Genomic DNA, 26,177 nt, shown 5'->3' with positions numbered 1-26,177 from the left:
CTTCCAGAAGTGCTGAAGACCGTTTCTGTCTATCTTGATTGTACTCCAGGAATGGGTTTCTACCAGATCTGCAAAATAGTCCTGTAGATTCTCAGGGCTGAGATTGTCCGGGCAACAGTCAAAGTGACTGCTGACTCTGCGTACCGCTCTGGCATAGGCTTCAATGGTTTTTTGGGCTTTGCCCTGAAGTTTCAGGGTTTTCAGATGATTCTCGTAAAGCCTGTTGAATTGCTCCTGTTCCTGCTGGTTCATGGTACACTCCTTCTCCAATGGGTTGTTGGGCTGCAGCTGTGGGCTGCAATTGAAGGAGTGTACCTTATTTAACTCTTTTCTGCCGCGAAGCGGCTGCGTTCAACAAATCAGTTTGACTTTTTTATGTAAAAATATCTACAAAAACATATTCTGATTCATAACCAATTGATCAGAAAAATTTAATCCTGGATGCCACGATTTATGTCAAAATTACAGTAAGGAGAGTATTGATGAAAAGACTGGCAGTATTAATTATTGCAATGGTATTTTTGACATTTGGCTGTATGGAAAGCAGGAAAGATTCTGAAACAGAGTTGCCGAAGGGTGAGGCAGCAATACAGATGGAAGATGTAAAAGCTGCCGTGAATGTGGCAGAAAAAAACAGGGGAGAGGTGTTAAGCAGGAAAGCTGGTGTGCCTCATAACGCTGTTATTGCTCACCGGGGAGCTTCATACTATGCCCCCGAATCTACGGAACAGGCTTATATTATTGCCCGGCAGATGGGGGCTGAATATCTGGAGGTTGATCTGCAGAGGACCAAAGATGGTGTTCTGATCGCATCCCATTGCAATGACCTTTCTGAAAAATCGAATATTTCTGAGGTTTTCCCCGACAGGGCAAAAAACCGGATGAGTGACTTTACCCTTGAAGAGGTTAAGAGTCTTGACGCAGGCTCATGGTTCAATGAGCAGTTTCCTGACAGAGCCAGAAGTTCCTTTGTGAACGCAAGAATTTCCACCCTGGAGGAAGTTATCAATATTGCCGAAGGAAAGCTTGCCAATGGCCAGCCGGATCCCAATGACAATGGTAACAGACCTGGTCTTTATATTGAAACAAAGGTATCCACATTTTTCCCGGGGATTGAAAAAGATCTTTATGAGCTTCTTAAAAAAAGAGGCTGGCTGGCAACTTCTGTGAAGGACGCCCCCGAAGGATTTGATTCTGATAAAAAAGTTGGGATTCAGTTTACAAAGGCCAGAACCATCCTTCAGACCTTTGAACCCGGAAGTCTGCCCTTGCTCAACAAGTATATGCCGGAAACTCCTAAGTGTTTTTTGCTCTGGTTGTATACCAGGCAGGAAGCCATGGACTGGGGAAGTGAAAAGGTGGATCAGTTTTCTCCTGATGCAGATCTTTCCAAAACCTATGGTCCACTGAGAAAAGACGAGCCCCTGACTCAGGCGGAAGGGGAAAGCTATGCACAGTTTACTGCAAAATGGGAAATTCTTTCTGAAGATAATTACAGGATGTGGCTGCAGTGGGCAAAGGATAATGGCGCTTTGGCCGTAGGTCCCGGAACCCAGCTGGCAGGGTACAATGATCCTGAAAAGGGAGATCAGAGCTATATGGATTTAATCAGTCCAAGGCTCAATCATATTGCCCACGATATGGGTTTGCTGGTACATGCTTATACCATTGATGAAGAGGTTGATATGGTAAGGGCTATGGAGAATGGTGTGGATGGTATGTTCAGTAACAGACCTGACGTGCTGATTCGGTTTTATGGAAAAACTCTTCATGCGGAACTGGATGAGATTTTAAGCTCCTATGGCTGGTAATCAGGTTTTTATTGCTGAGTTGAAGAAATATGACCATTTTCAGGATTGATACTCCTGTAAATTGAACCCTCCCCCCGGTCCAGAGGGCAGCAGGGGGGCAAAGGGTAATCTATTACGGGATACAGCTTTAGTCAGGTCCGGAAACGGATATGTTGAATAAAAAACATATCTGTTTCCGGGTTTTTTTTACAGATAAACCATGAGTATCTTCACTTAATAAACAATTGAAAAAATCATCCTTTCTTCCTCTGTCTTCTTTTGATAAATCTGCTTTCGCAGACAGTCATGGGGGCTTTGCTTCGCCAGAACCTGCCCATCTTCCAACCTGAGCCATGGATTGCAGTAATGACAACAATAAAAAAAAATATTGCCGAATATCAAGCCCTGTCGGAATTTGAGAGAAGCATAATGGAAATTCTGGCCGTTGCTTCCTGTGGCATCAATCAGGGTCAGCTTGTGGCCTGTTTTGCTGCCTTTGGGATTAAAGATAAGGATGGAAAGTCCTTTGAGCCTAAAATTAAAAGTCAGAATTTTATCAGGTTTCGTTCAGAGTTGACCAAGCTCATGGCCCGTGATTTTCTTGTGGGAAAAAATCCCAGCTTCCTTTGCCCGACAAAGCCTTATGCCCGCAGTATTACCCTGCATCTTATGCGTGAAAAGAGATTTTCTTCCATGGCTGAAGTGATTGTAGAGACTCTTGAGCTTAGGGAAGAAGATTTCAAGGCCAGTAAAAAGTTGAAGATGAAAGATCTTAAGGCTGCCATGCGCATTGCCTTACTGACCGAAGGCGGGGAAGCCGCCGAAGCTTTGTATTTCCGGTGGATTGGTGATGCGGAAGGAAAAGAAGCGCTGGAGGCTATCTGGCTTGAGTTCTGCTGTCATCCCTTTGTGCCGGAGTTGTTTAGCTTTCTTCCCCGTAAATTCCAATGCGAGTATATTAAAAAGCCAGTTTTTTTACATAATATTTCCTGGCAGAAGAACAGCTCTCTGTTGGATTATGCAGAAAGGCTTGTGGAAGAGTGAGAATCAGGCTTCAGACCGTGCCCACCGCATTGGTCAGCAGCGGCCCGTGACCATATACCGTCTGGTGACGAAGAACACGGTGGAGGAAAAGATTGTGAAAATGCATGCCCTCAAGCGGGATCTGGCGGACAGCTTCTGGAAGGTGCGGACATGAGCGCAAAAATGTCGGCGGATGCCCTCCTGGGGCTGATCCGGGAAGCGGTGTAGGTTGTTTTTTGTAGATGCGCCATCCTGGCGCATTATTTAAAGCGACTGGAAGCCGCTTCTACATTGTTTGCGGGCTTGTATTGAGTAATTTGTTGCTTGGATTCATACGTTCTTTTTGCCACAGGAATCTGGTCAGGAAAATTGTTGTGGCAGTTCTGTGCGCCTGTCAGCGGGCACCTGTAAAGGGTGCCCCTACACAAAACAGGGCCGTAAAACTATTCACAGGGGCAGTCCTTCAAGCCAGCCCTCACTAAAATATCCTCTCGCACCATGGGTCTGCTCAACAAGCTGACCTGTGAACTGTCGCTGAGTCAGGGTAGTAATCAGAATATTTTTTGAGGATCAGACCCAATGAAAACCGACCTTCCATCCAATATCGATAGCAAGGAAGTAAGCCATTTACCCCTCGGCTTCACGGATCTTTCCGATCTCAAGGAAGCGCTGGCTGTCCTTGAGAGCCTTTCACCCCTTGAAAGGAGGGTGGCGGAAATCCATGCCATAAACTTCAAGCGCATGGCAATGGCGACAATCATCAAGGCCCTTGCCGTCCTTGAATCTGGAGAAAAAAAGCCTTCGCAGGCCGGTATGATTGAAAAAGCCCTGAAAACCCTGCAGAGAAAAAAGCTTCTTATCTCTCCCTATAGAGGTTACACCGTCCTGACCAAACCCTGGCTGCGTATTCTTGCTAGAGTCCTCCTTGCGGAGGGCAGATTTTCTTCCCTTGTGGAAAGCCTCAGGCCCAGCCTTGACATGGCCAAGGAAATGACTTCCTATTGGGATACAACTAGAATAACAGCGGAAGTACGTATTGTTCTCTATGAAAAAGGAGGAGAGGCAGCGGTAGATTTTTTGAATCAGCTCAGAAAAAAATCCTATGGTTATGGGGTCAGCCAGAAGGATGTTTTCATAGAAATCTGCAGCGATCCCTTTGACCCCCTCCTTTTTTCCATGCTCCCTGCATCTTTTCATACGGAGTATCTGTCACCTTTTTTTACCCGTGCCATATTCAATATGGAGAACAGTGTGGTTAACGGGCCCTATGTGGAAAGGCTGGTGCTGGAGGGCTCGGATCGCTGTGATGAGGATCTGGAAGCTTTTGCGCTTAGCTACTGGCTGCTTCGGGATGACAGAAAGAAGCTGGATTTCTGGGAGAAGAAGCGGGGCCCGGAGCGCATGGAAAATCTGCTTTGTCTTCAGGGCTGGCGGGCCTTCAGCGAAGGCAAAGACGAAGATGCCATTCTTTGCTACGAAAAAGCCCTTCTTTTGTTCAAAAAACGGAAGCGTAAACGAAAGACCATTTTCTTCCCCCATCCCATGGGCATCCTTTACTTTCTTGCCCTTATCCGGGAAAAAAGCGGAAAATCCATGGATACGGCCCAAAATTTTATTGTGGTAGCCATAACAAGCAACCGGGAATCGTTTTCCCTCTATGAAACGATTTATCAGTACATTTTTTTCATGCAAGGAAGGGTGCGGGCTTTAGACCAGATTTTCAATGGGACCATTGGCCGTATCCCCCATAAGCTCACAGCTTTTTTTTCTGCCTTTATCCAGTCATGGGCAGATCAGGAAAGGCTTGCAAAGGATTTAAAGGAGTTGATCAGCCTTAAGGAACATGCTGGCCGGGAGGGTTTTGTCTGGTGTGAAAGGGAACTGGATGCACTGATTTCCATGCTGGAAGACGGAGAGGAAAGGGAAGATGCCTGCCTCATCACCATGATCCGGAACAACAGTGCCTGGGAAAACGCCCTGGAGGCCCTTTTACTGATTCACAGGAAAAAAGGAGCTTTGGACGGAGACGGAGAGGATGGAGCCGGGCCCCAATCTCGTATGGTCTGGTTCATCCGTATCGGCGAAGCGGGAACCTGCGAGATTTCGCCCAAGGAACAGAAAAGAAAAAAGGATGGCTGGACTGCGGGAAGGGCCGTGGCCCTGAAGCGCCTTGTCGATGAACGAGAATCCTTTACCTTTCTTACGGAACAGGACAGGCGCATATGCAGACACATTGAAAGCGATTATTCAAGATCCCATTGGTACGGTAACAGCAAGATGAGTTATTTTTTTGAATCCTCTGTTCTCTCCGAACTTGCGGGTCACCCCCTTCTTTTTAATGCGGAGGACGGCACCCCCATCGAACTGATACGGGGAAAGCCTGAACTTATTGTTTCAAAAATCAAAAGTGGAAAAAAGAAGGGCAGCCTCTCCCTTTCCCTTTCGCCCCCTCCCCATCCCCTCCATGATGCCTTCAGTTACGTACTGGTCCAGGAAAGTCCCAGCCGTTTCCGGGTGGTGCATCTGGATCAGGAGTATGAGGATATGGCCGAAATTCTGGGGAAAAAAATGGGACTGCCCCAGTCTGCGGAACTGAAGGTGCAGGAGGTGATGGAGACCCTTGCCCCCCATATTCCCATAAAATCCGATATAGATTTTGGCGGGGATGCTTCTGGTTTTAATGAGGTTACGGCGGAATCCCGTCTCCACGCCCTGCTTTCTCCTTTGGGAGAGGGCCTGAAACTTGTTCTTGCGGCCCAGCCCTTTGGGGAAAATGGCCCGGCCTATCCGCCGGGAAAGGGGGGGCGGAATGTGGTGGCTTCGGTCAAGGGGTCTCAGATGAAGACCACACGGGATCTTTCCGAAGAAAAAAAGCGCAGGCAGGAGCTGATTCTTGCCTGTCCCAGCCTTCAGGCCGAAGAAAGCCACCCTTCGGAGTGGACTTTTCCGGACACGGAAAGTGCCCTGGAGCTCCTTTTTGAGCTGGAAGCGCAGAAGGAAGAAATTCGCATTGCATGGCCCGAAGGCCAGAAGTTTCGTATGGCAGGCATCCTTTCCCCCATGCAGTTCAAGGCCAGCATCCGTGAGAAGGAAGACTGGTTTGCCATCAGCGGATCGGCCCTTGTGGACGAAAACCTCACCCTGGATCTCATGGCCCTTCTGGACAGCAAAAGGCGGATTGGCCGTTTCATTTCCCTTGAAGACGGAGCCTTTGTGGCCCTGACCCGGGAGTTTGAAAAACGATTGCGACAACTGGAACGCTACACCACGAAAAAGGGCCGTGCCACGGGCTTTCATCCCATGGCTTCACTGGCCTTGGAAGGGGTTTTTGAGGATCTGGGTCAGCTTAAAACGGACAAGGCCTGGGAGGAGCATCTGTCCCGCATCCGGAAGGTCAGTGACACGCCACCTGAGCTGCCCTCCACCCTGGCTGCGGATCTGCGGGATTACCAGAAAGAGGGCTTCAACTGGATGGTTCGCCTCTCCGAATGGGGGGTTGGTGCCTGTCTTGCCGATGACATGGGCCTTGGAAAAACCCTTCAGGCTCTGGCCATTCTCATCCGTCACGCAGCAAAGGGCCCTTCCCTTGTCATTGCTCCCACATCGGTGTGCGGTAACTGGCTTGCGGAGGCAAGGCGTTTTGCGCCCACCCTCAACTTTAAGACCATGACGGCGGATACGGGAAAAAAAGAACTGGAAGCCCTTGGACCCTTTGATGTTCTCGTGTGCAGCTATGGGAGGATGCAGCAGGCAAAAAATGCGGAAATGCTGGCAGACCTTTCCTGGCAGGTGGCCATTCTGGATGAGGCCCAGGCCATCAAAAACATGGACACCCAGCGATCTAAGGCCGCCATGACTCTTCAGGCCGCTTTCAGGCTGATCCTCACGGGAACGCCCATTGAAAACCACCTGAGGGAGTTGTGGAACCTTTTTCAGTTCATTGTTCCGGGTCTTCTCGGCTCTTTGGAAAGCTTCAACCGTCGCTTTGCCTATCCCATTGAAAAGTATCAGGATGATCAGGCGAAAAAGGATCTCAAGCGGCTGGTCCAGCCCTTTATTCTCCGCCGCACCAAGGCACAGGTGCTGGAGGAACTTCCCCCACGGACGGAAGTGGAACTTGAGATTGATTTGACCCCGGAGGAAACGGCCTTTTATGAAGCCCTGCGACGTCAGGCCCTGGAGCGCATTGAAGAAGATACGGAAAGCGGCTTCGGCCAGAAGCACATCAAAATCCTTGCGGAAATCACAAGGCTGCGTCAGGCCTGCTGCCACAGCTCCCTTGTTGACAAGGATCTGCATATTCCCAGCAGCAAGCTTGCCGCATTTTCGGAAATTCTCGATGACCTTCTGGAGAACCGACACAAGGCGCTGGTTTTCAGTCAGTTTCTGGGTCATCTTGCCCTTGTTCGGGAGCATCTGGATAAAAAGGGCATTTCCTATCAGTACCTTGACGGCAGCACCCCTGCGGAGCAGCGTCAGAAATCCATTGCCGCTTTTCAGGCAGGGGAGGGGGATGTCTTTCTCATCAGCCTCAAGGCCGGAGGTGTGGGGTTGAACCTTACGGCGGCGGACTATGTGATTCATATGGACCCATGGTGGAACCCGGCTGTGGAGAATCAGGCTTCAGACCGTGCCCACCGCATTGGTCAGCAGCGGCCCGTGACCATATACCGTCTGGTGACGAAGAACACGGTGGAGGAAAAGATAGTGAAAATGCATGCCCTCAAGCGGGATCTGGCGGACAGCCTTCTGGAAGGTGCGGACATGAGCGCAAAAATGTCGGCGGATGCTCTTCTGGGGCTGATTCGGGAAGCGGTGTAGGTTGTTTTTTTGTAGATGCGCCATCCTGGCGCATTATTCAAAGCGGCTGGAAGCCGCTTCTACGTTTTGCCATATGAATCTGGTCAGAAAAATTGTCGAGGCAGTTCTGTGCGCCTGTCAGCGGGCACCCGTAAAGGGTGCCCCTACACAAAACAGGGCCGTAAAAATTCAAAGCCTGTGGAATACAGTACCCTGCCTTGGCAAAAAAAGCCGCTCGTATAAGCGGGTAGCATATTCATCCGTCATTCCGGAAATATAATCACAGATAATTCTGAATCTTTCAGCGTCAGAATCAGCCTTTTCCCATTGTTCTTGATAGGATTTTTTTAGAAAACGGGTGGGATCTGAGCTTATGGCTCTGAATAATTGAATGACAATTTGCTGACCTCTAAAAACCAGAGTCTGGACTTCGGGAATATTGATCATGTTTTTAAAAACAAATTTCTTTAAGGATTCCAATACCTCTTTTGCATTTTGATTCAGAGCTGCGTTGAATTTGAGTATTGGATTTTCGAACTTATTTATTTCAATAATTTCTGTATTTGTTATCAGGGCATGAACAAGGCTGCCAACAGCCCGTTTCCTTTCAGATGAATTTCCAAATAATTTTTCCTGAATGCCGAAAAGATTATTTTCCTTTGCCCACTCCGAAAGAAAGAATCTGTTAATTTCCTGCCACATGTCTTTTGTGATGAGATTCAAAGTAATCCCGTCCTCAAGGTCGTGTATGCCATAGGCTATATCATCGGCTATTTCCATGATGGACGTATCCAGAGCCTTTTCCGTGGTTCTGCCATGCTCACGTGCTTTTGGTGGAATATAGTTTAAGAATGATTTTTTGTCTGATTCGGAAAAAATATTAAAAATCCAATCTGTTACATCGGATTCTTGATCGTGGTAGCATTTGGGCGGTTTCCAGTCAGACGCAAGAATAAAAGAAGTGTCTGAGACAGCAGGCGTTTCAGTTTTTAAGAGAGCTGAATATGTCTGAGGATATTTTAAAACGCCAAGCAGGGTACGTCTTGATAAATTTAACCCATATCCATGGGTATGGGTTTCAATTTTAGAAAGAATCCTGAGGGTTTGTCCGTTCGCCTCAAAGCCTCCGAAGTTTCCCATGCAATAATTCAGGGCTATTTCTCCGCCGTGTCCGAATGGCGGGTGGCCTAAATCATGGGCCAGTCCAATGCAAAAAATCTGATCGCTATCCGGGAGGATATCCTTATATTCAGGATGGGTTGAAGAAAGGGTGCGGACAATTCCCTTCCCAATTTGTGCAACTTCCATGGAGTGCGTCAGCCGTGTTCTGTGAAAGTCACCTTCACCAACGCCCAATACCTGTGTCTTGGCCTGCAATCTGCGGAAGGCGGCAGAGTGAATAATTCTTGCCAAATCGAGTTCGGAAGGATTTCTGAAATCGCCTTTTCTTTGAAAAACAAGGGGATCACGTCTGCCTGACAAGTTTTTATTATGATTCATAATTTGTCTTTTATTTGATGAAAGGGGAACCCGTTTTTTCTCATTCACTTTTCGGCTGATGCATATCTCCGGACTTTCTTATGTCATGCGATCTGTTGCAGTGTATTGGCAAGATCACGGCCAGCGGTGGGGGGCGGAAGGGGCTTGCCTTCCTGGTGGTACAGTTCGATGGCTTCGTCTACAATCTGGCAAAGCTCGGCAAAGACCTCCTTTTCGTCCGTTCCGTGGCAACCACCATAGAGCAGGCCCGGTGCGCTGCCCACAAAACACTGATCCTCTTCGGACCATTCCACAATCTTGGCGTAAAGGGTACTTTCCTTCATTTTTCAGCCTCCTGTACCGCCATTTCTACGGCTCGTATCTGGTACTTCATGGCATCGTCTCCGGGTTTGCCAGAAATTGTCACAGACTTCGATACGTTCGGGTGGACGAAATTCCGGTGGCTTCCCTTGCCGCCACGATCTTCGAAGCCCGCCTGCTTGAGCGATTGAATCAGCTCCCTGATTTTTGGCGGCACGGCACCTCCCAGGTCGGTTCATTCAAGTGGATCAACTTATATCATCAATTATTTATAGGCACCCATTTCTGTCAAGGCAAGCATTTATTTCTTTTAATTCCCACGGTATGTTATTTGACTTATTAAGTTCAATGATTAATTGTACCCGAAAACAGAAGGCTCACCCCGCCCCTGTCCCAGCGGGAGACAAAAGGAGTCTTCATTTCAGAAATTGCCCTGAAGCCCTGTTTTTTATGAGGAGGAACCTGCATCTCTTGGAAGCTGAGTCAGAACAGATAAAAATAATTTATAAGGACGAGGAACTGGTGGCGGTGCATAAGCCTTCGGGGATGCCCGTACACAGGGGCGGCCGGGAGTCTGCATCCTGCACGGCCCTGCTCCAGACCCTCCGGGACATGCTGGGTCGCCATGTTTATCCCGTCCACCGTCTGGACCGACCCACATCAGGCATTCTGGTTATGGCCCTTACACCGGAGGCTGCATCCAATCTCGGGGGACAGTTTCGTCGCCATGAGGTGGACAAGGCCTATCTGGCTCTGGTGCGGGGACAGATTCCCCTCCGGGGTGTTCTGTCACGCTTTTTGCGTCCTGAGGATGAAAAAAACGGCCTTCTTCGTTTTTCCATCACCCGCTATCACAGGGCAGATTGTGTGGAGATCCCCGTTCCCATGGGCAGGGTGCCCAGCCGCTGTTACAGTCTTGTGGAGCTGCATCCGGAAACGGGTCGGTCGCGGCAGATCCGCAGACATTTAAAGTCCTTTTCCCATCCCATAATAGGGGATACCACCTACGGCGATGGCCGCCATAATCGCTTTTTCAGGGAAGCCTTCGACTGCCAGAGGCTCATGCTGGCTGCCACCCTGATTTCTTTTCTTCATCCCCATTCGGGGCATCGCCTTCATCTCTCCGTGCCTCCTTCCGCAGATTTTTGCCGGGTGCTGGTGCAGTTGGGGATGGAGGCAGACTGGGCGCAGGATTAGAAAACAGCAAGTAATTTTGATGTCTTATATTTCAGGAGGGAAAGAGAAGATGTCTGAAAAAAAATCCTTTCACATGGTTTTGTTTTTCTTTAGCCTTTTTGTGGGGATTGCCACCGCATCCTGTACCCAGACCGGCGGAGATTTCTGGATCAGTCAGAAGGATCTTAAAGCTTATGTCGAAAAAAAAGGAGACACTCTGCTTCTGATGGATGTGAGGGAGGTCCATGAGTTTCAGAAGACCCATATTCCTGGCTCTGTCAATGTTCCCCTGAGCTACCTTGGCAGCCATGGGGACCGGGTGGCGGAGCTTCTCAGGGCAAAGGATGATGTAAAGGAAGTGCTGCTTATCTGCAACACCCACAACCGCAGCCGTAAAGCCAGAGAAATTCTGATGCAAAAGGGTGTGACCCAGCAGATACGGGTTCTGGAAATGGGTGTGTCCGGTTATACAAAGGCTGTTTTTTCCCCTTGACGCTTTTTTGCTTTTCGGATTAGAAATGCCTGAGTTTTCACATCCTTTTTACCTCCCAGAGCAGTCCTATAAGGAATTCCATGCGCATCATACTCATTGCTCCTCCCTATCCCCTGCAGCAGGCCCCGTCTCCACCCTTGGGGCTTTGCTATGTTGCCGCAGCCTGTCTTGCTCAGAAGGCCGAGGTCAAAATCCTTGATTTCATTGTGGCTCCATGGAGTCCTGAAATTCTTCAGAAAGCCTTTGATGAATTTCCGCCGGATGTCATCGGCATCACTGGCGTCACCATGACGGCTCCCGAAGCTCTGGAGATCATCCGGGCAGCCAGAAAAATCCGGCCGGAAGCCCTCTGCTTCATGGGAGGACCCCATGCCACCTTTGATGCTGACAATCTTCTGAAGGACACCCCGGAGCTGGATCTTGTGGTTCTCGGAGAAGGGGAGGCCACTCTGGCGGAGCTTGTACCCCGGCTCAGAAATCCTGAGACCTGGCAGGACATCGCTGGTATTGCTTACAAGGAAAACGGCAGTGTGGTTTTCACCCCCAAACGCCCCCTCATTGAGGATCTGGATGCCCTGCCCCTTCCTGCCCGGCATCTTCTGCCCATTTCCCGGTATCAGGCCCTGGGTTTTCCCGTGAGCATCATCACCAGCCGGGGCTGCCCCAATGGCTGCATCTTCTGCCTTGGCCGCAGGATGGTGGGGGCGAAGGTGCGGCACCGCAGTGCATCCCTTGTGGTGGATGAGATTGAAGGGCTGCTTGCCATGGGGTTTTCCTACATCAATATTGCAGACGATCTTTTCACCGCAGATGCCCTTCGGGTGGAAGCCTTCTGCGAGGAAATCCGGAAACGGGATCTTGTTTTCTGCTGGAGTGTGTTTTCACGGGTTAATACCATCAACGCCCGTCTTCTGCGGCTGATGAAGGAAGCAGGCTGTGTGGCCGTGAGCTTTGGCATTGAATCCGGATGCCCGGACATGCTCAAACGGGTCAAAAAGGGCATCACCCTGGATCAGGCCCGTGACGCCGTGGCCGCCTGCCGGGAAACCGGGATGCGGGCCCATGCATCATTTATGGTGGGGCTTCCCGGAGAAACGGAAGAAAGTTTGAGGCTTACTCAGGCCTTTCAGGATGAGCTGGGCATTGAATCCGGATACCACTTCCTCTGCCCCTTTCCCGGCACCACGGTACGGGAAAAAATTGAAGACTATGACATGGAAATCCTCACCAGCGACTGGCGTCTTTATGATGCGGACAGCCCTGTGGTGCGCACGTCAGGCGTTTCTCCGGAGCGCATGACTGCCTTTGTGGAGGATGCCTATGCGCCCCTGCATGCGGAATGGAAGGCTATTCAGGACAGGGTTGCTGCGGGCGAAGGTACGGAAGAAGAAAAGCTTCGGGTGCTGGGCAATCGCCGCATGGAGCTGATCTTTGCCATTCTGTCTAAAGATCTTCTGGAAGAAGCAGGTGTTTTTCCGGAAACAGAAGATCCCCTTGCCTTTCTGGGCAGAGCCATCAGCCGCATGACCGGCGAAGAAGAAGGGTTTTGTGTTCAGATACTGGAAGATCTTATCCGTAAAAACCTTATTGTCCCGGCCAAAAATCGCTGGGTCTGGGCAGAAACACCTTCAGGACAGGGTGTGCAGGAAGATCCTGTTTTGAAGCGAAGTGCGTGAACTGCCGGTTCAGAGGAGCGGAAATGATTGGCAGTTCTTTTTTCTGGCAGAATGACAATGCAGGGGCATGTGGAAAGGTTTGAATATGCCAGCCTTACTTTATCCGCTGGAAGGAGATAATCTGTGAACTGGCGGCATGTCTGGATACTTTTTGTGCGTGAGGCCCGCCCTGCTCTGAGGGACAAAACCATTGTTGTGAATGCCATACTGCTGCCCCTTTTACTCTATCCTTTTATCTTATGGGTTGTGCTCACGGGCATGGCATTTGTTCAGGGGCAGACCGAAGGCCTTGTGTCCCGTATAGTTATTGAAGGTTTGCCTGCGGAGCATTCTGAGCTGAATAAGATGCTTGAAAAGGAAAAAAGTATCAGTCTTCAGCCTCTGGATACAGATTTGGAGATGCTGCAAGGGCGCATCCGGCAAGGAGATCTGGATCTTCTGATGGTATTTGAGCCGGAAACGGCTGCCAAAGCAGCAGTACAGGGTAATTTTACCCTTACCCTGTTTTACAACGCCTCCCTGGAGCGGAGCAATGAAGCCCGGAAGCGTCTTGCAGCACTTGTGGAGAACTACCGGGAGAACTGGCTGGAGAAGGAGGCGCTGGGGCTTGGGATTGATCCCGTAAGCTGGCGTGTGTTTGAAATCAAGGGGCAGAATGAAGCTTCCATTGAAAAGGTGGGGGCTTTTTTTCTGGGTCTTCTTTTGCCCATATTTTTTGTCATTATGGTGGCCCTTGGGAGTTATTATCCCGCAGTTGATGCCACAGCGGGAGAACGGGAGCGGGGAACCTGGGAGACCACCATGAGCCTTGCCACCAGCAGGAGTGCCATAGTCATTGCAAAATACCTTTATGTGGTGGCTTTCGGTTTTATGGCAGGCATGATCAACCTTATCGCCATGACCGTGTTCATGGGCAGGGTCTTTTTGTCCATGCTCGGCCTTGAGGATCTTGATGTAAAGATAGCCGTGCCCTGGTCCACTGTTCCCCTTTTGCTTCTGGGGGGGCTTCTTCTGGCTGGTTTTGTGGCGGCGGGGATGATGCTCTTTGCTGTTTTTGCCCGAAACTTCAAGGAAGGGCAGGCCATGGTTACCCCCTTTCTTTTGCTGCTTTCTGTGCCCATGATGTTTTTTAACCTGCCGGGTCTTGAGTTTTCAAATGGCATGGCCCTTGTTCCTGTGGTGAACGTGGCCATGATGGTTCAGGATGCCATTAACGGAAATTTTTCTCTCCTTCCGGTTTTTCTGACATGCCTCAGTTCCGGGAGCCTTATTGCCATCTGCATTGGTTTGGCCTCGCTGATTCTACGGGTTGAGGATGTGGTTCATGGCTCTTACAGGGGCAGCCTTTGGGGATTTTTGAGGCAGCGTTTTTTCAAAAAAGTATGAAGGGCCGTGCAGGGTCTAAGAAGGAGGTGGCGGTGGGTGCTGGGGTGACAGTGGAGGTACAGAATCTCTGCAGGGTTTTTAATGATGAGGGCAGGGGCGAAATCCGGGCCGTTGACGGAGTTTCCTTCACTTGTGAGAGGGGTGAGATTTTTGGTCTTCTCGGGGCTAATGGTGCAGGTAAAACCAGCACCCTGCGTATATTGTCCACCATTTTACAGCCCACATCCGGAACGGCCCGTGTTATGGGCTATGATGTGCATTCTGAACCTGCAAAGGTGCGGGCTTCCCTTGGTTTCTATACGGCATCCACAGCCCTTTATCCCCGCCTGACGGCCCGTGAAACCCTGGTGTTTTTTGCCCGTATCAATGGGGTGCCGGAACGGGATGTGAAGGGACGGGTGGAGGAGCTTATCGAATCCTTTGGTATTGGAGGGTACGCCGAAGCACGTGTGGAAAAGCTTTCCCAGGGGATGAAACAGAAGGTTTCCATTGCACGAACCCTGGCCCATGATCCGCCGGTGCTGATACTGGATGAGCCAAGTGTTGGCCTGGATGTTCTCAATGCCATAGAAATGCAGAAGGTGATAGGACAGCTCCGGGATGCCGGAAAAACCGTTGTTTTTTCCACCCACATCATGAGCGAGGCGGAAAAGCTGTGTGACCGCATCGCCATCATTCATAAGGGGCGTATTCTGGCCTGTGATACCCTGGAGGGCCTGCGGCAGTCTACGGGACATCGTTATCTTGAGGATATTTTTGTGTCTCTGGTGGAGCAGGCCTATGGCAGGATTTGATTCGGGGTTTAGGCGTCTGAATATGGGTATTGTGCTAACGCTTTTTCTGGCAGAGCTGCGTATGCTGCTGCGGGACCGGAGGACGCTGTTTTTTTCCATTGTTCTGCCTGTTCTTGTGGCACCTCTCGTGCTTTTGGCCGCAAATGGCATGGAAAAATGGCGGACCAGCCTGGGGGCGGCGCAGGAGTATGTTTTTGCCGTGGAGGGTCCCCTCGCGGAACTGGCCCTTGGAGAGGTGGATGCAGTTCTTAAGCGGCTTTCCGGTGAAAACTCCAGAAGGTCGGATATTTTCCGTCTGCGTTTCATGGAAACTCCCGACCCGGCCGCTGCGCTGGAGGAGGGAATTATTCATTTTTATCTGGATACCTTCAGCGAGACCCATGAGGATGGCGATGTTCCCGTGATTCGTGTGGTTTTCAGGGCTGACAGGAGTGTTTCCTTTAAAGGCGCAATGCGGCTTATGGATGAGCTGAAAAAGCAGCGTCGCATCCGGCAGCATGATTTAGTCAGAAAAGCCGGGCTTTCTTTATCCCCTGAACAGCTTTTTATGGTCAGCGAAGAGGATGTGGCCCGACCTTCCCAGGCTGCAGGACGGAGCCTTGGTCGTATTCTTCCCTGTTTTTTCCTTCTTTTTGTCATCATGGGAGGAGCTGTCGTAGCCACAGATATCATGGCCGGAGAGAAGGAGCGGGGGAGTCTTGAAACCCTGCTTACCACAGCGGCCGGGCGGGGAGAGATTGTCGCTTCCAAATTCCTCTTGATTCTTGCTGTCTCCCTTACTGTACTTCTGGTGCAGGCAGGCAATTTTCTTATTTATATAGGATTTGAGCTGATTCCCCTGCCAGCGGGTTTTCATCTGGATGTGAGCCCTGCCATGGCCGGGCTTTTGTTTTTGCTTTTTCTGCCAGCTGCTGCCATCAGTTCGGCGGCAATGCTTCTGATTTCCGGTTACGCCCGTTCCTACAAGGAGGCGCAGCTGTATTTTTTCCCTCTTTTGCCTTTCCTGATGCTTCCCACACTAGCACCTTTTTTAAGCGGTCTTGAGTTGCGGTCTGTCATGGTGCTGCTTCCCGTTGCCAATATTGCCATAGGGGTCAGGGAAGTTCTCATCGGCAGGTTTGACTGGCCTTTGCTGATCATAGGCTGGCTTGTCACCTGCGGAGCTGCGGTGCGGTTGCTGTTATGGACCGCAGATCTGCTGAAGGCGGAACGACTGATGATGGTCTCCTCCGAGGCTTCCTCAGGTCTTCGTTCCAACCCCCTTGTTTTTCCACGCCATGTTCTGCCTGCCTTTGCCATTATGTGGGCAATGCTGCTTTATTTTGCCCTGAATTTTTCTGAAGAGTTGGGCCTGGTCATGCAGATTTTTATCAATATGGGTGTGATTTTCATGGGAGGTTCGGTCCTTCTTCTCTGGCGTTACCGCCTGCCTCCTGTGGCAACCCTGTCTTTACGGCGTGTACGGCCTGTGGTCTGGCCTGCGGTTTTTCTGGGGGTACCTGCTGCCATGCTGGCCGGGCATGGCTTGTTCTGGCTGACAAGCCTTGTGCTGCCTATGTCCCCCGATGCACTGGAGGCCTTTAACAGGGCTATGCTGCCAGATAACTTATCCCTCTGGGCTCTTTTGCTTCTGATAGGACTTTTCCCTGCGGTATGCGAAGAACTGGCGTTTCGGGGACTGCTTCTTCACGGACTGCGCAGCAGATATCGCTTCTGGGGAGTTGTGTTCCTGAACGGACTGATTTTTGGACTTTTCCACGTGGATCTTTTTCGCATTGTCCCCACGGCTTTCCTTGGGATGATTTTTGCCATGATAACCTTGCTTACCGGCTCCATTTTTCCCGCCATGCTATGGCATGGCCTGAACAACATGCTTGCTGTACTGCTTCACCATGCTGGGGTGGATCTTACGGTCTTCGGGCCATGGCATTTCATGGCCGGATTCCTGGTGCTTGTCGGGGTACTCTGGTTTATTTTTGTTTATGGCGGCGATGGCAAGGAGCCTAAGATTTTTTGAGTGGAAAAGGTTTTACCATGAGGCAGGGGGCAGCCCATGGTGCAGATCAGGCCTATGCTGTTTCCCTGTCCAGCTCGGTAGTTCCGTTTATCCACATGGCTGATGCAGTGCATTTATCTGTGACTTTCACTTCACAGTAATATGCCTGTTTTCGATAGTTTGTCAGAACGAAAATGGCGGAAAAAGCTCTGGTTTGTGAAAATCTGGAACATCACCTCCCACGGGAAATGCACAGAGAAACCGGCGCTTGCCCTTTTCTCCGTGGATGGCAAAGGCATTGGCACGGGCGCAGTTTTTCGGAAGATGTTCAAGAGAAATTCTTCCTTCCCCCTGCCATGTGTTACCGGAAATCCGGGCTGAATATTTCATTGGAATGTGCATTTTCTCCACACAGCGAACACCAGACAATTTTAGAACCAGATAATGCCCATGTGGCCCCATCTCGATTTCAAGGTAATCTCCATTTATTCCCACAAGAAAAAGCTCCACCACCTCATACTGCCAGAGCTTATCTGTGCTTCCTGGTTGCAGGGCAGGAGGCGGGTCTCCGTGGAAAGGAGCTTCCAAGGAAATGCAGAGCTGGTCTTTTTCTTTAAAAGATCTGACCCGGATAATTTCCTGGGGAGAAAGAGGCTCTCCCTGCCATGTTTTTGCAATGGTCCATTCTGGCATGGTATCCTCTGTATGATATGTTTTTAGTTTCTCTTCGCAGTAAAGATCAGTATTTTTTATCCTGGATGATTTCTTTTCGTAAAGGGAATTTCCGGAGAGTTCTGGCCTCCACCATCCCCGCTGCCCTTAGTACAGCTTCCAGGCTGACATCAGGGATTTTGTTATCTTTATCGAGATAGCCGCTAAGGTACTGGGCTGATGGGTTTTTTATCCCCATCCGTTCACAGACCAGCCATGCGACTGATTCAGCTTCAAACTCACTGACTTCCTTTGATTTAAGGTTTCTGTCCGGCCACCAGTTATCGCTGGGGCTTCCCAGATGACCGCAGTAGAGATGGCCGAGTTCGTGGGCCAGTGTGGCAAACTTTTCTTCTCTGGTGTGGTTTCTGTTGATTATGATCTGATAAAGTACCTGTACGCTTTTGTCCTCTGCGTCTTTCCTTATGTCATGATTTGCCCTTTGTATGTATCCCGCACTGGAAGCCCCGTAATCTGCCTCATGATATGTGATGCCGTCTGTGATGAGATTGGATATGAGGTGTTTCCAGGCTTTTTCCTGAAAATGGCCTTCTGTTTTAAAAGGTTGGACAAGTTCTGTGGGGTTTCAATCCACGCCCCCGCATGGGGGGCGACAAGAGGCCACCATGGGCCGCATCGATGACGCTACGTTTCAATCCACGCCCCCGCATGGGGGGCGACGCTGTTGGTTGGCTTAAGGGGTTTGTATATTGAGGTTTCAATCCACGCCCCCGCATGGGGGGCGACTGATTTTTGGGTAAAATACCAAGTCAAAACGGTAGTTTCAATCCACGCCCCCGCATGGGGGGCGACAAGAGGCCACCATGGGCCGCATCGATGACGCTACGTTTCAATCCACGCCCCTGCATGGGGGGCGACATAAAAGAGGTTGTCAATGAACATTATGAACGGTTTCAATCCACGCCCCCGCATGGGGGGCGACTCTGCATGATGATCCCCATTGTGACGGACATCGTTTCAATCCACGCCCCCGCATGGGGGGCGACCGGAATTTCATTAAAAGTAATTCTTCCAACTCAGTTTCAATCCACGCCCCCGCATGGGGGGCGACCAGCACGATTCTGGAAATACTTTTCCCAAAGTTCTGTTTCAATCTACGCCCCCGCATGGGGGGCGACAGCCTCCATGGGGTCTTTGTCTGCGGCAAGGTATGTTTCAATCCACGCCCCCGCATGGGGGGCGACAGCCTCCATGGGGTCTTTGTCTGCGGCAAGGTATGTTTCAATCCACGCCCCCGCATGGGGGGCGACCAGCACGATTCTGGAAATACTTTTCCCAAAGTTCTGTTTCAATCTACGCCCCCGCATGGGGGGCGACAGCCTCCATGGGGTCTTTGTCTGCGGCAAGGTATGTTTCAATCCACGCCCCCGCATGGGGGGCGACAGCCTCCATGGGGTCTTTGTCTGCGGCAAGGTATGTTTCAATCCACGCCCCCGCATGGGGGGCGACACCCATGAGCTTGTTAAAAGCATTTGAGATACTGGTTTCAATCCACGCCCCCGCATGGGGGGCGACCCATTTATTTTTCTGCATGACTTTATCCTTTCAGGTTTCAATCCACGCCCCCGCATGGGGGGCGACATTAGATTTGCTCAGTGAGGTGCGGTCTGTTTTTGTTTCAATCCACGCCCCCGCATGGGGGGCGACCGGACCCTTTGTGGCACAGCTCCGGGAGTATGCAGTTTCAATCCACGCCCCCGCATGGGGGGCGACATTAGATTTGCTCAGTGAGGTGCGGTCTGTTTTTGTTTCAATCCACGCCCCCGCATGGGGGGCGACCGGACCCTTTGTGGCACAGCTCCGGGAGTATGCAGTTTCAATCCACGCCCCCGCATGGGGGGCGACCAACATAAGTCTGTACGACCGCCACTTCCTTGAGGTTTCAATCCACGCCCCCGCATGGGGGGCGACCCAGCGTCTGAACGGATGCCGGATCTCCTATAACGGTTTCAATCCACGCCCCCGCATGGGGGGCGACCCCGCGGCACCGGGCATCGGCATCGGCCCTTCTGTTTCAATCCACGCCCCCGCATGGGGGGCGACCCCATTTCCTTCAATTTCCAGGACAAATCCGTCCGTTTCAATCCACGCCCCCGCATGGGGGGCGACAAGGTCTGGCCCAGGCGGGACATGGCCGTGTCCAGTTTCAATCCACGCCCCCGCATGGGGGGCGACGTATTCATTAGTGTTCTTCCACCCCGTTATGCAGTTTCAATCCACGCCCCCGCATGGGGGGCGACCATGATGGAGGCAAGCTTACCAAGCTGAGTCTTGTTTCAATCCACGCCCCCGCATGGGGGGCGACAGTCCCCGGTAATGCGTCCAGATGTATGCATGACTGTTTCAATCCACGCCCCCGCATGGGGGGCGACGGTGCAATCAACGGCGCAGCCGCTACCCTTGACGTTTCAATCCACGCCCCCGCATGGGGGGCGACAGCCGGAGAGCAGCCGCAGCAACGCAGACTTTGGGTTTCAATCCACGCCCCCGCATGGGGGGCGACCTGGAACAATCTGGAAGGGGGAGGGTTTCTGGCGTTTCAATCCACGCCCCCGCATGGGGGGCGACCTGGATCTGCCAGCTCATTGCAGATGTAGGCCCCGTTTCAATCCACGCCCCCGCATGGGGGGCGACGAACTTTTGGCGCACAACAACAAAAGACATACTGGTTTCAATCCACGCCCCCGCATGGGGGGCGACCTCCTGGATGTAACCAACCTCTTCGATACTGGTCAGTTTCAATCCACGCCCCCGCATGGGGGGCGACGCACAGGCCCCGCAAACGTCCATCGGCTCCATGTTTCAATCCACGCCCCCGCATGGGGGGCGACCCCGCTTCGGGGTAAACTCAGCCCCTGCTTTATAGTTTCAATCCACGCCCCCGCATGGGGGGCGACTTGATAGCACGGCTCAGCTCAGCGGCACCGGGGGTTTCAATCCACGCCCCCGCATGGGGGGCGACATATGCCGTTCCGGTGCCGCCCTTAGCGTTGGGTGTTTCAATCCACGCCCCCGCATGGGGGGCGACAGTATGACAGGCTGGCTCATGCCCAGGCCATCTATGTTTCATCCACGCCCCCGCATGGGGGGCGACCGACATTGCTCGATCCCCAATGGTCATAGATCCAGTTTCAATCCACGCCCCCGCATGGGGGGCGACCCACACAAGACGGACTGCCTTGCACTCATTGAAGTTTCAATCCACGCCCCCGCATGGGGGGCGACAAGAAACCCTCGAAAAGATCGTCCAGCTTGCAGGGGTTTCAATCCACGCCCCCGCATGGGGGGCGACAAGGTCGCACGATTGAAACAGATAGGCATAAAAGTTTCAATCCACGCCCCCGCATGGGGGGCGACGGCAGCTTGGGGAGATGCCCCCGCACGAGTACATGTTTCAATCCACGCCCCCGCATGGGGGGCGACGCAGCTTGGGGAGCAGCCCCCGCATGAGTATATGTTTCAATCCACGCCCCCGCATGGGGGGCGACTTGGTTATGGTGAAAACAGCACCCACAACAACAAGTTTCAATCCACGCCCCCGCATGGGGGGCGACCGCCAGCATATCAGGGGCGGCTTCTGATAGCGTGGTTTCAATCCACGCCCCCGCATGGGGGGCGACCTTACAATCCTTGCATCTAATGAAATTGTTGTTGTTTCAATCCACGCCCCCGCATGGGGGGCGACCCCGATGCAGACCCGGAAATAAAGGCATTGCTTGTTTCAATCCACGCCCCCGCATGGGGGGCGACGAAAATCCTTCCAAGGTATTCCAAAGATCTCCGGGTTTCAATCCACGCCCCCGCATGGGGGGCGACGGGAAACCTCAAAAGCCTCGGCTATTTCGTCCTGTTTCAATCCACGCCCCCGCATGGGGGGCGACCTTCGTTATTCATATATGTACCCGGTGGACAAGTTTCAATCCACGCCCCCGCATGGGGGGCGACACCGATCAATACAACTTTTTTTCCCCTAATCAAATGTTTCAATCCACGCCCCCGCATGGGGGGCGACTCCCGCCTGATATACCAGTGGGCTGCAAAGGGTGTTTCAATCCACGCCCCCGCATGGGGGGCGACCCCCTCACAGCCATAACCATTCCCATGATGGCCTGTTTCAATCCACGCCCCCGCATGGGGGGCGACGAAGAAATCTTTTTTTCGTCCGGCTGGTGGGAAGTTTCAATCCACGCCCCCGCATGGGGGGCGACAGGCGTGATCTGCCTCCCGTCCGGCAAAACAGAGTTTCAATCCACGCCCCCGCATGGGGGGCGACACAGAGCTTTTGATTTCTGATGATCCGAACTTTGTTTCAATCCACGCCCCCGCATGGGGGGCGACGGATTGTCAAGGCTTATTTGCAGTAGTTTGTCAGTTTCAATCCACGCCCCCGCATGGGGGGCGACATATTGTGATCCCGCTCGGTTTTGCGTGTGAAATGTTTCAATCCACGCCCCCGCATGGGGGGCGACGAAATTTTCCGGAGGAAAATTTTCTTTGGGTACTGTTTCAATCCACGCCCCCGCATGGGGGGCGACTCCGTTTTGTGAGGCTGGCCTTGTGCATTTTCCAGTTTCAATCCACGCCCCCGCATGGGGGGCGACGGCGGCCCCCATATTCTTTACGGCAAGCAGCATGTTTCAATCCACGCCCCCGCATGGGGGGCGACAAAGGCACAGATGGAGATTTTGTTCTTGAAATTAGTTTCAATCCACGCCCCCGCATGGGGGGCGACCTTGCAACAGATCCGACAACCCGGCAACAGAAGTTTCAATCCACGCCCCCGCATGGGGGGCGACTTTGTTGACAAGCTGGGCGGGATAGTCTATATTGTTTCAATCCACGCCCCCGCATGGGGGGCGACAACAATGACGGAAACACAAACAACAAAGAAGGAGTTTCAATCCACGCCCCCGCATGGGGGGCGACGAGGATTTAAATGGTATTGAGCATTTTCTTTTTGTTTCAATCCACGCCCCCGCATGGGGGGCGACCGATGATACTCAAAATAATATATGCATTCATTAGTTTCAATCCACGCCCCCGCATGGGGGGCGACAGAGACCAGGGTTATTACTATCACAGCGGATGTTGTTTCAATCCACGCCCCCGCATGGGGGGCGACCACTGGTTTTGCAGAGGGTACAGCTATCACCGTTGTTTCAATCCACGCCCCCGCATGGGGGGCGACAAAGAGGACATGAAGAAAGAATATGATGAACTGTTTCAATCCACGCCCCCGCATGGGGGGCGACATTGTTGCGCACATTAAAGCCAATGCTGTTGTAGTTTCAATCCACGCCCCCGCATGGGGGGCGACCTGAGTGCATCCGTGCGGGAGCTTGTTGTGTCAGTTTCAATCCACGCCCCCGCATGGGGGGCGACTTTTCCGAGACCAACTACGCTGATTTTGATTTTTTGTTTCAATCCACGCCCCCGCATGGGGGGCGACTGTAGCTCAATAAAGATAATCTAAAGCAACAAGTTAAGGTAAGCTTTCAGCGAACCTCCTTTCTTTTACCTTAAAAGTCCAGTAAAAAATGTTTGATTTTAATTTAACCATTGTTTTCTAAAGGTTTTTTTAATGTGCGAACATCTTTTGCTTTTTTTGATTTAGTTGCTGAAAAGACAGCCTGTTTCTTTCCAATGGCCTCAGACCGCTACTCTCTCGCAAATCTTAAAAAATCAGAGGCCCATCCATATCCAGACTGGGTTTGGCTCCGACATGCTCCACTTTGGGTTTCCAGTTTTTTCCCATGTAGTAAAAGCGCAAGCTATCTTCCAGCGGTTCGATTTCTTTTAACAGCTGGTTTTTCAGTTTTACCCAGAGGGTTGGATCGACGGAACACTCGAACACGGAATACTGGACGCGTTGTCCGTAATCTTCAAGGGTTTTAGCTATGCGGCGAAGACGCCTTCTGCCTGCAATATCTGCAGTTTTTACATCGTAGCTTACCAGCACCATCATGGGTTCACCTCCAGAGAAAGGGAGGATAGCCATCCAGATCCCCCCGAAGATGTCGGGCCAGCAACCTTGCCTGAATGAAGGGTATCAGGCCTTTGGCTATCTTTTCATCTGTAAAAGGGTGGGTCAGGGTTTCCTGTTTCATTTTCTGCCATGCGGCCAGCACCCGTTTTCTGGCTTCATCTTCCAGGGTAACGGCTCCACTGTCAGGATTTGTCAGAAAGTCGGAGGCCCTGACCTGCTCCCGATTGATCAGGGATACTGTCAGGCGATCACAGAAAACAGGACGAAGTTCCTCCATCATGTCCAGGGCGAGACTGGGCCGACCGGGCCTGTCCTTATGAAGAAAGCCTACGGCAGAATCCAGCCCTACGGTTTCCAGCGCACTTCTTACATCATGGACAAGCAGGGTGTAGAAGAGGGAAAGGAGAGCGTTGACGGCATCTTTGGGTGGCCTGCGGTTTCTGCCTGAAAAGGCAAAGGCCGGGTCACTTTTCCGGATCAGATCGGGGAAGGCTGAGAAATAGGCACGAGCAGCGTCACCTTCCATGCCACGGGCCGTATCACAATCTTCTACGGAAGTCAGAGTGCGTATGCGGTCGGAGAGAAGTTTTTCCGTTTCTCTCAGGGCAGGGGTTTCCCCATGATCCCGGATGCACCGCAGGAGTGCCTGACGGCAGTTGTAGAGTTTGCCTGTTACAAAGGCCGCGGCAAGGGTTCCGGATTGATCCGCCACATCCGCAGTGCGGTACTGCGCCCGACGCAGCAGCACATTGCCATGCATGGGGCCATGCACCCTGGCAAGAAAACGGCCCGTATCCGTGAGAAAGGTTACTGCCACATTGCGCTCCGCACAGAAACCCATCAGCCAGGGACTCATGCCCACTGTACCAAAGCACACAATGCCGGAAATTCCGTGTATGGGAATTTTCACGTCCGGCCCTTCTTCCAGCCGGATATGGATGGTTTCCCTTTCCTTGGAAAGGTAGGCCCCCGGTTTGGTGATATAAAGGATGTTTTGCAGAGGTTTCATGTCAGATCCTCGGAAAGCCGTTTTTGCAGCCAAAGCCTTGCAGATTTGGCTTTGGGCTGGCAGATGTCGAAAAGGGAGCAGCGGTCACAGCGGTCTTTCCGGTACCTGGCCTTTGGCAGTACGCCGCTTTCCATCATGGAGTGGTATTCCATGGCCGTCTGGCGGGTAAGCTCCCTCAGGGCAGCATCAAAAGGAACGGTTTCCCGCCTTCTTGGACTTGCGTAGAAAAGAAAACCTTCCGTTATTTCTGTATGCAGCATTTCTTCAAGACAGATGGCCTGGGCGCAGAGCTGCACCCGATCTGCCTCAATCAGCTTAGGTTTTCCACGCTTGTATTCCACGGGTACGGGGTGCCAGATTCCTTTTTCGATCTTATGAAATTCCACGCAGTCCGCCACACCAAAAAGACCGAGGGAAAGGCTTTTCAAGGGCATGGCGTAGCAGTGGCGTACGCCGGATTTTTCCTGTTCTCCGCCTTCATCTACCCGCTCATGCAGTACACGGCCTTCGGCGGTGAAGCGATTTTCCTCCCATTCCCGATCCACATGGATAAGCCCGCACTGGCGGGGGCAATAGATCATGTGCTGCATGCCGGAGACGGGAAGAAAATCGGCTTCAAGCATGTTACAGTTTCTCCTCTATCTGGATGCCTTCGGGAATATTTTCCTGATTGATCTCAATGGCGTACTGGGAAAAGGAACGGGCCGGACCGGTTGCGTCTGAACGATTGACGGTAATGCGGTCAAAGAGGGTGTGGGCAGGGGCATTGCCCAGCTTGGAAGCATGACGAAACACCACAAGCTTGCGGGCTGCCATTTTTCCCCGCGCTGCGGAGCGGTCGTGGTCGAACATCTGGCAGAGGGACTGCCAGAGAAGTTCCAGATCCTTTTCAGAAAATCCTGTGCCCTTGGTCTCATCGGAAGCCAGATGGGGAGAAATGAATCCTTCAACCCGGTAGAGGGCATAGGGCACAATGTATTTGCGCCCCATGGTTCTTTCCTTTTCCAGATCCTTTTCATTGGTGACGGCCATGCGGGTGATGCTGATTTCCTGGGGCATAATGGGTTCCACACTTCTGGCGAAACTCAACTGTACAGGCCCGCGAACCTGACCACAGTTGACATCTGTGGTCATGACGGCTCCAAAGGCCCGGATGTCATAGAAGTTGTTACACATCCAGCGGGTGAGGTTGCGGGCATCTTCTTCTTTTTTTGGCAGTTTCTTGGGTTCAGGTTTGAGTTTTAAGGCTTCATAGCCCTGCAAATGATTGCGGTTCAGAACGGCCTTTTCCGTCACATAGATGTGATAGGCCTTTCCTTCTTCCTTCTCAATATCCGGAGTTGCAAGCTCAATGAAATTTCGGATTTTTCTTTTCAGGCAGACATCGGTTACAAGGCCAAAGCCGGTTTCCGGGTCAATGCGGGGCATGTTGCCTGCATCAGGATCGCCATTGGGGTTGCCGTTTTCCACGTCAAAGAAAAGAACGAATTCATAGCGGTTCTGAAGAGCGGTCATT

20 protein-coding genes and 1 CRISPR repeat array are annotated in these 26,177 nt (G+C 51.8%); of the genes, 10 read left to right on the top strand and 10 right to left on the bottom strand.

The window, feature by feature from the left end; genetic code table 11:
- Nucleotides 1-252 (bottom strand): phage integrase N-terminal SAM-like domain-containing protein (locus FIM25_RS06970; protein ID WP_179953225.1); only part of this gene is annotated, 252 nt, incomplete at its 3' end.
- 341 nt (nt 253-593) lie between these two features.
- Between FIM25_RS06970 and FIM25_RS06965 the strand changes: the two genes are divergently transcribed.
- The 4 genes from FIM25_RS06965 to FIM25_RS06950 all read left to right on the top strand — a co-directional run bounded on the left by FIM25_RS06965 (nt 594) and on the right by FIM25_RS06950 (nt 7,634).
- Nucleotides 594-1,811, top strand: a complete 1,218-nt coding sequence (locus tag FIM25_RS06965) for a glycerophosphodiester phosphodiesterase family protein (protein WP_139447676.1) — start codon at nt 594-596, stop codon at nt 1,809-1,811.
- A 345-nt stretch (nt 1,812-2,156) separates the two neighbouring features.
- Nucleotides 2,157-2,834, top strand: coding sequence for a hypothetical protein (locus FIM25_RS06960; RefSeq protein WP_139447674.1), 678 nt, complete (start codon nt 2,157-2,159; stop codon nt 2,832-2,834).
- Nucleotides 2,821-2,988, top strand: a complete 168-nt coding sequence (locus FIM25_RS06955; protein ID WP_139447672.1) for a DEAD/DEAH box helicase — start codon at nt 2,821-2,823, stop codon at nt 2,986-2,988. Before FIM25_RS06960 ends, FIM25_RS06955 begins: the two co-directional genes overlap by 14 nt.
- 404 nt (nt 2,989-3,392) lie before the next feature.
- Entirely contained in the window at nt 3,393-7,634 is a 4,242-nt protein-coding gene (locus tag FIM25_RS06950) for a DEAD/DEAH box helicase (RefSeq protein WP_139447670.1), read from the top strand.
- Between the two features lie 168 nt (nt 7,635-7,802).
- Here the strand turns inward: FIM25_RS06950 and FIM25_RS06945 are convergent, their stop codons facing one another.
- From FIM25_RS06945 to FIM25_RS06935, 3 genes are all read right to left on the bottom strand, one after another.
- Nucleotides 7,803-9,113, bottom strand: a complete 1,311-nt coding sequence (locus tag FIM25_RS06945; RefSeq protein WP_139447669.1) for an anti-phage deoxyguanosine triphosphatase — start codon at nt 9,111-9,113, stop codon at nt 7,803-7,805.
- Between the two features lie 83 nt (nt 9,114-9,196).
- On the bottom strand, nt 9,197-9,436 hold the full coding sequence (locus FIM25_RS06940; protein WP_139447667.1) for a hypothetical protein: 240 nt from the start codon (nt 9,434-9,436) through the stop codon (nt 9,197-9,199).
- Entirely contained in the window at nt 9,433-9,630 is a 198-nt protein-coding gene (locus tag FIM25_RS06935; RefSeq protein WP_139447665.1) for a type II toxin-antitoxin system HicA family toxin, read from the bottom strand. The genes FIM25_RS06940 and FIM25_RS06935 overlap by 4 nt, the downstream gene beginning before the upstream one ends.
- Before the next feature lie 254 nt (nt 9,631-9,884).
- Between FIM25_RS06935 and FIM25_RS06930 the strand changes: the two genes are divergently transcribed.
- The 6 genes from FIM25_RS06930 to FIM25_RS06905 all read left to right on the top strand — a co-directional run bounded on the left by FIM25_RS06930 (nt 9,885) and on the right by FIM25_RS06905 (nt 16,955).
- Nucleotides 9,885-10,610, top strand: a complete 726-nt coding sequence (locus FIM25_RS06930) for a pseudouridine synthase (protein ID WP_179953224.1) — start codon at nt 9,885-9,887, stop codon at nt 10,608-10,610.
- Nucleotides 10,611-10,659: 49 nt separating this feature from the next.
- Nucleotides 10,660-11,082, top strand: coding sequence for a rhodanese-like domain-containing protein (locus tag FIM25_RS06925; RefSeq protein ID WP_179953223.1), 423 nt, complete (start codon nt 10,660-10,662; stop codon nt 11,080-11,082).
- A gap of 80 nt (nt 11,083-11,162) precedes the next feature.
- Nucleotides 11,163-12,758: a B12-binding domain-containing radical SAM protein gene (locus tag FIM25_RS06920; RefSeq protein ID WP_139447660.1), complete on the top strand. Its 1,596-nt coding sequence runs from the start codon at nt 11,163-11,165 to the stop codon at nt 12,756-12,758.
- Nucleotides 12,759-12,881: 123 nt separating this feature from the next.
- Complete coding sequence (locus FIM25_RS06915; RefSeq protein ID WP_139447658.1) at nt 12,882-14,144, top strand: ABC transporter permease; 1,263 nt, start codon at nt 12,882-12,884, stop codon at nt 14,142-14,144.
- A 32-nt stretch (nt 14,145-14,176) separates the two neighbouring features.
- Entirely contained in the window at nt 14,177-14,938 is a 762-nt protein-coding gene (locus FIM25_RS06910) for an ABC transporter ATP-binding protein (RefSeq protein WP_218961322.1), read from the top strand.
- Nucleotides 14,925-16,955: a CPBP family glutamic-type intramembrane protease gene (locus FIM25_RS06905; protein WP_139447654.1), complete on the top strand. Its 2,031-nt coding sequence runs from the start codon at nt 14,925-14,927 to the stop codon at nt 16,953-16,955. The genes FIM25_RS06910 and FIM25_RS06905 overlap by 14 nt, the downstream gene beginning before the upstream one ends.
- A gap of 162 nt (nt 16,956-17,117) precedes the next feature.
- Here the strand turns inward: FIM25_RS06905 and FIM25_RS06900 are convergent, their stop codons facing one another.
- The 6 genes from FIM25_RS06900 to cas7c form a co-directional block, all read right to left on the bottom strand.
- Nucleotides 17,118-17,627 (bottom strand): DOMON domain-containing protein, encoded by a 510-nt coding sequence (locus FIM25_RS06900; RefSeq protein ID WP_139447652.1) that lies wholly within the window; start codon nt 17,625-17,627, stop codon nt 17,118-17,120.
- 46 nt (nt 17,628-17,673) lie between these two features.
- Nucleotides 17,674-18,072 carry an ImmA/IrrE family metallo-endopeptidase gene (locus FIM25_RS17875; protein ID WP_484068177.1) on the bottom strand — a complete coding sequence of 133 codons (399 nt, stop codon included), beginning with the start codon at nt 18,070-18,072 and terminating at the stop codon, nt 17,674-17,676.
- A 156-nt stretch (nt 18,073-18,228) separates the two neighbouring features.
- Nucleotides 18,229-23,115: a CRISPR direct-repeat array (repeat unit 32 nt; unit sequence GTTTCAATCCACGCCCCCGCATGGGGGGCGAC).
- Nucleotides 23,116-23,340: 225 nt separating this feature from the next.
- Nucleotides 23,341-23,631: a CRISPR-associated endonuclease Cas2 gene (gene cas2, locus FIM25_RS06890; RefSeq protein ID WP_139447650.1), complete on the bottom strand. Its 291-nt coding sequence runs from the start codon at nt 23,629-23,631 to the stop codon at nt 23,341-23,343.
- 4 nt (nt 23,632-23,635) lie between these two features.
- Entirely contained in the window at nt 23,636-24,661 is a 1,026-nt protein-coding gene (gene cas1c, locus FIM25_RS06885; protein WP_139447648.1) for a type I-C CRISPR-associated endonuclease Cas1c, read from the bottom strand.
- The gene (cas4, locus tag FIM25_RS06880; protein ID WP_139447646.1) at nt 24,658-25,284 is read right to left on the bottom strand and encodes a CRISPR-associated protein Cas4; all 627 of its coding nucleotides are present in this window, start codon (nt 25,282-25,284) and stop codon (nt 24,658-24,660) included. The genes cas1c and cas4 overlap by 4 nt, the downstream gene beginning before the upstream one ends.
- Before the next feature lies 1 nt (nt 25,285).
- A complete protein-coding gene (gene cas7c, locus FIM25_RS06875; RefSeq protein ID WP_139447644.1) occupies nt 25,286-26,176 on the bottom strand; it encodes a type I-C CRISPR-associated protein Cas7/Csd2 in 891 nt (296 codons plus the stop codon).
- Between the last annotated feature and the right edge of the window lies 1 nt (nt 26,177).

Source organism: Desulfobotulus mexicanus (assembly GCF_006175995.1).
GTDB lineage: Bacteria > Desulfobacterota > Desulfobacteria > Desulfobacterales > ASO4-4 > Desulfobotulus > Desulfobotulus mexicanus.
The sequence above is the reverse complement of the archived record's forward strand: the minus strand, read 5'-3'. Positions and strand labels throughout refer to the sequence as shown.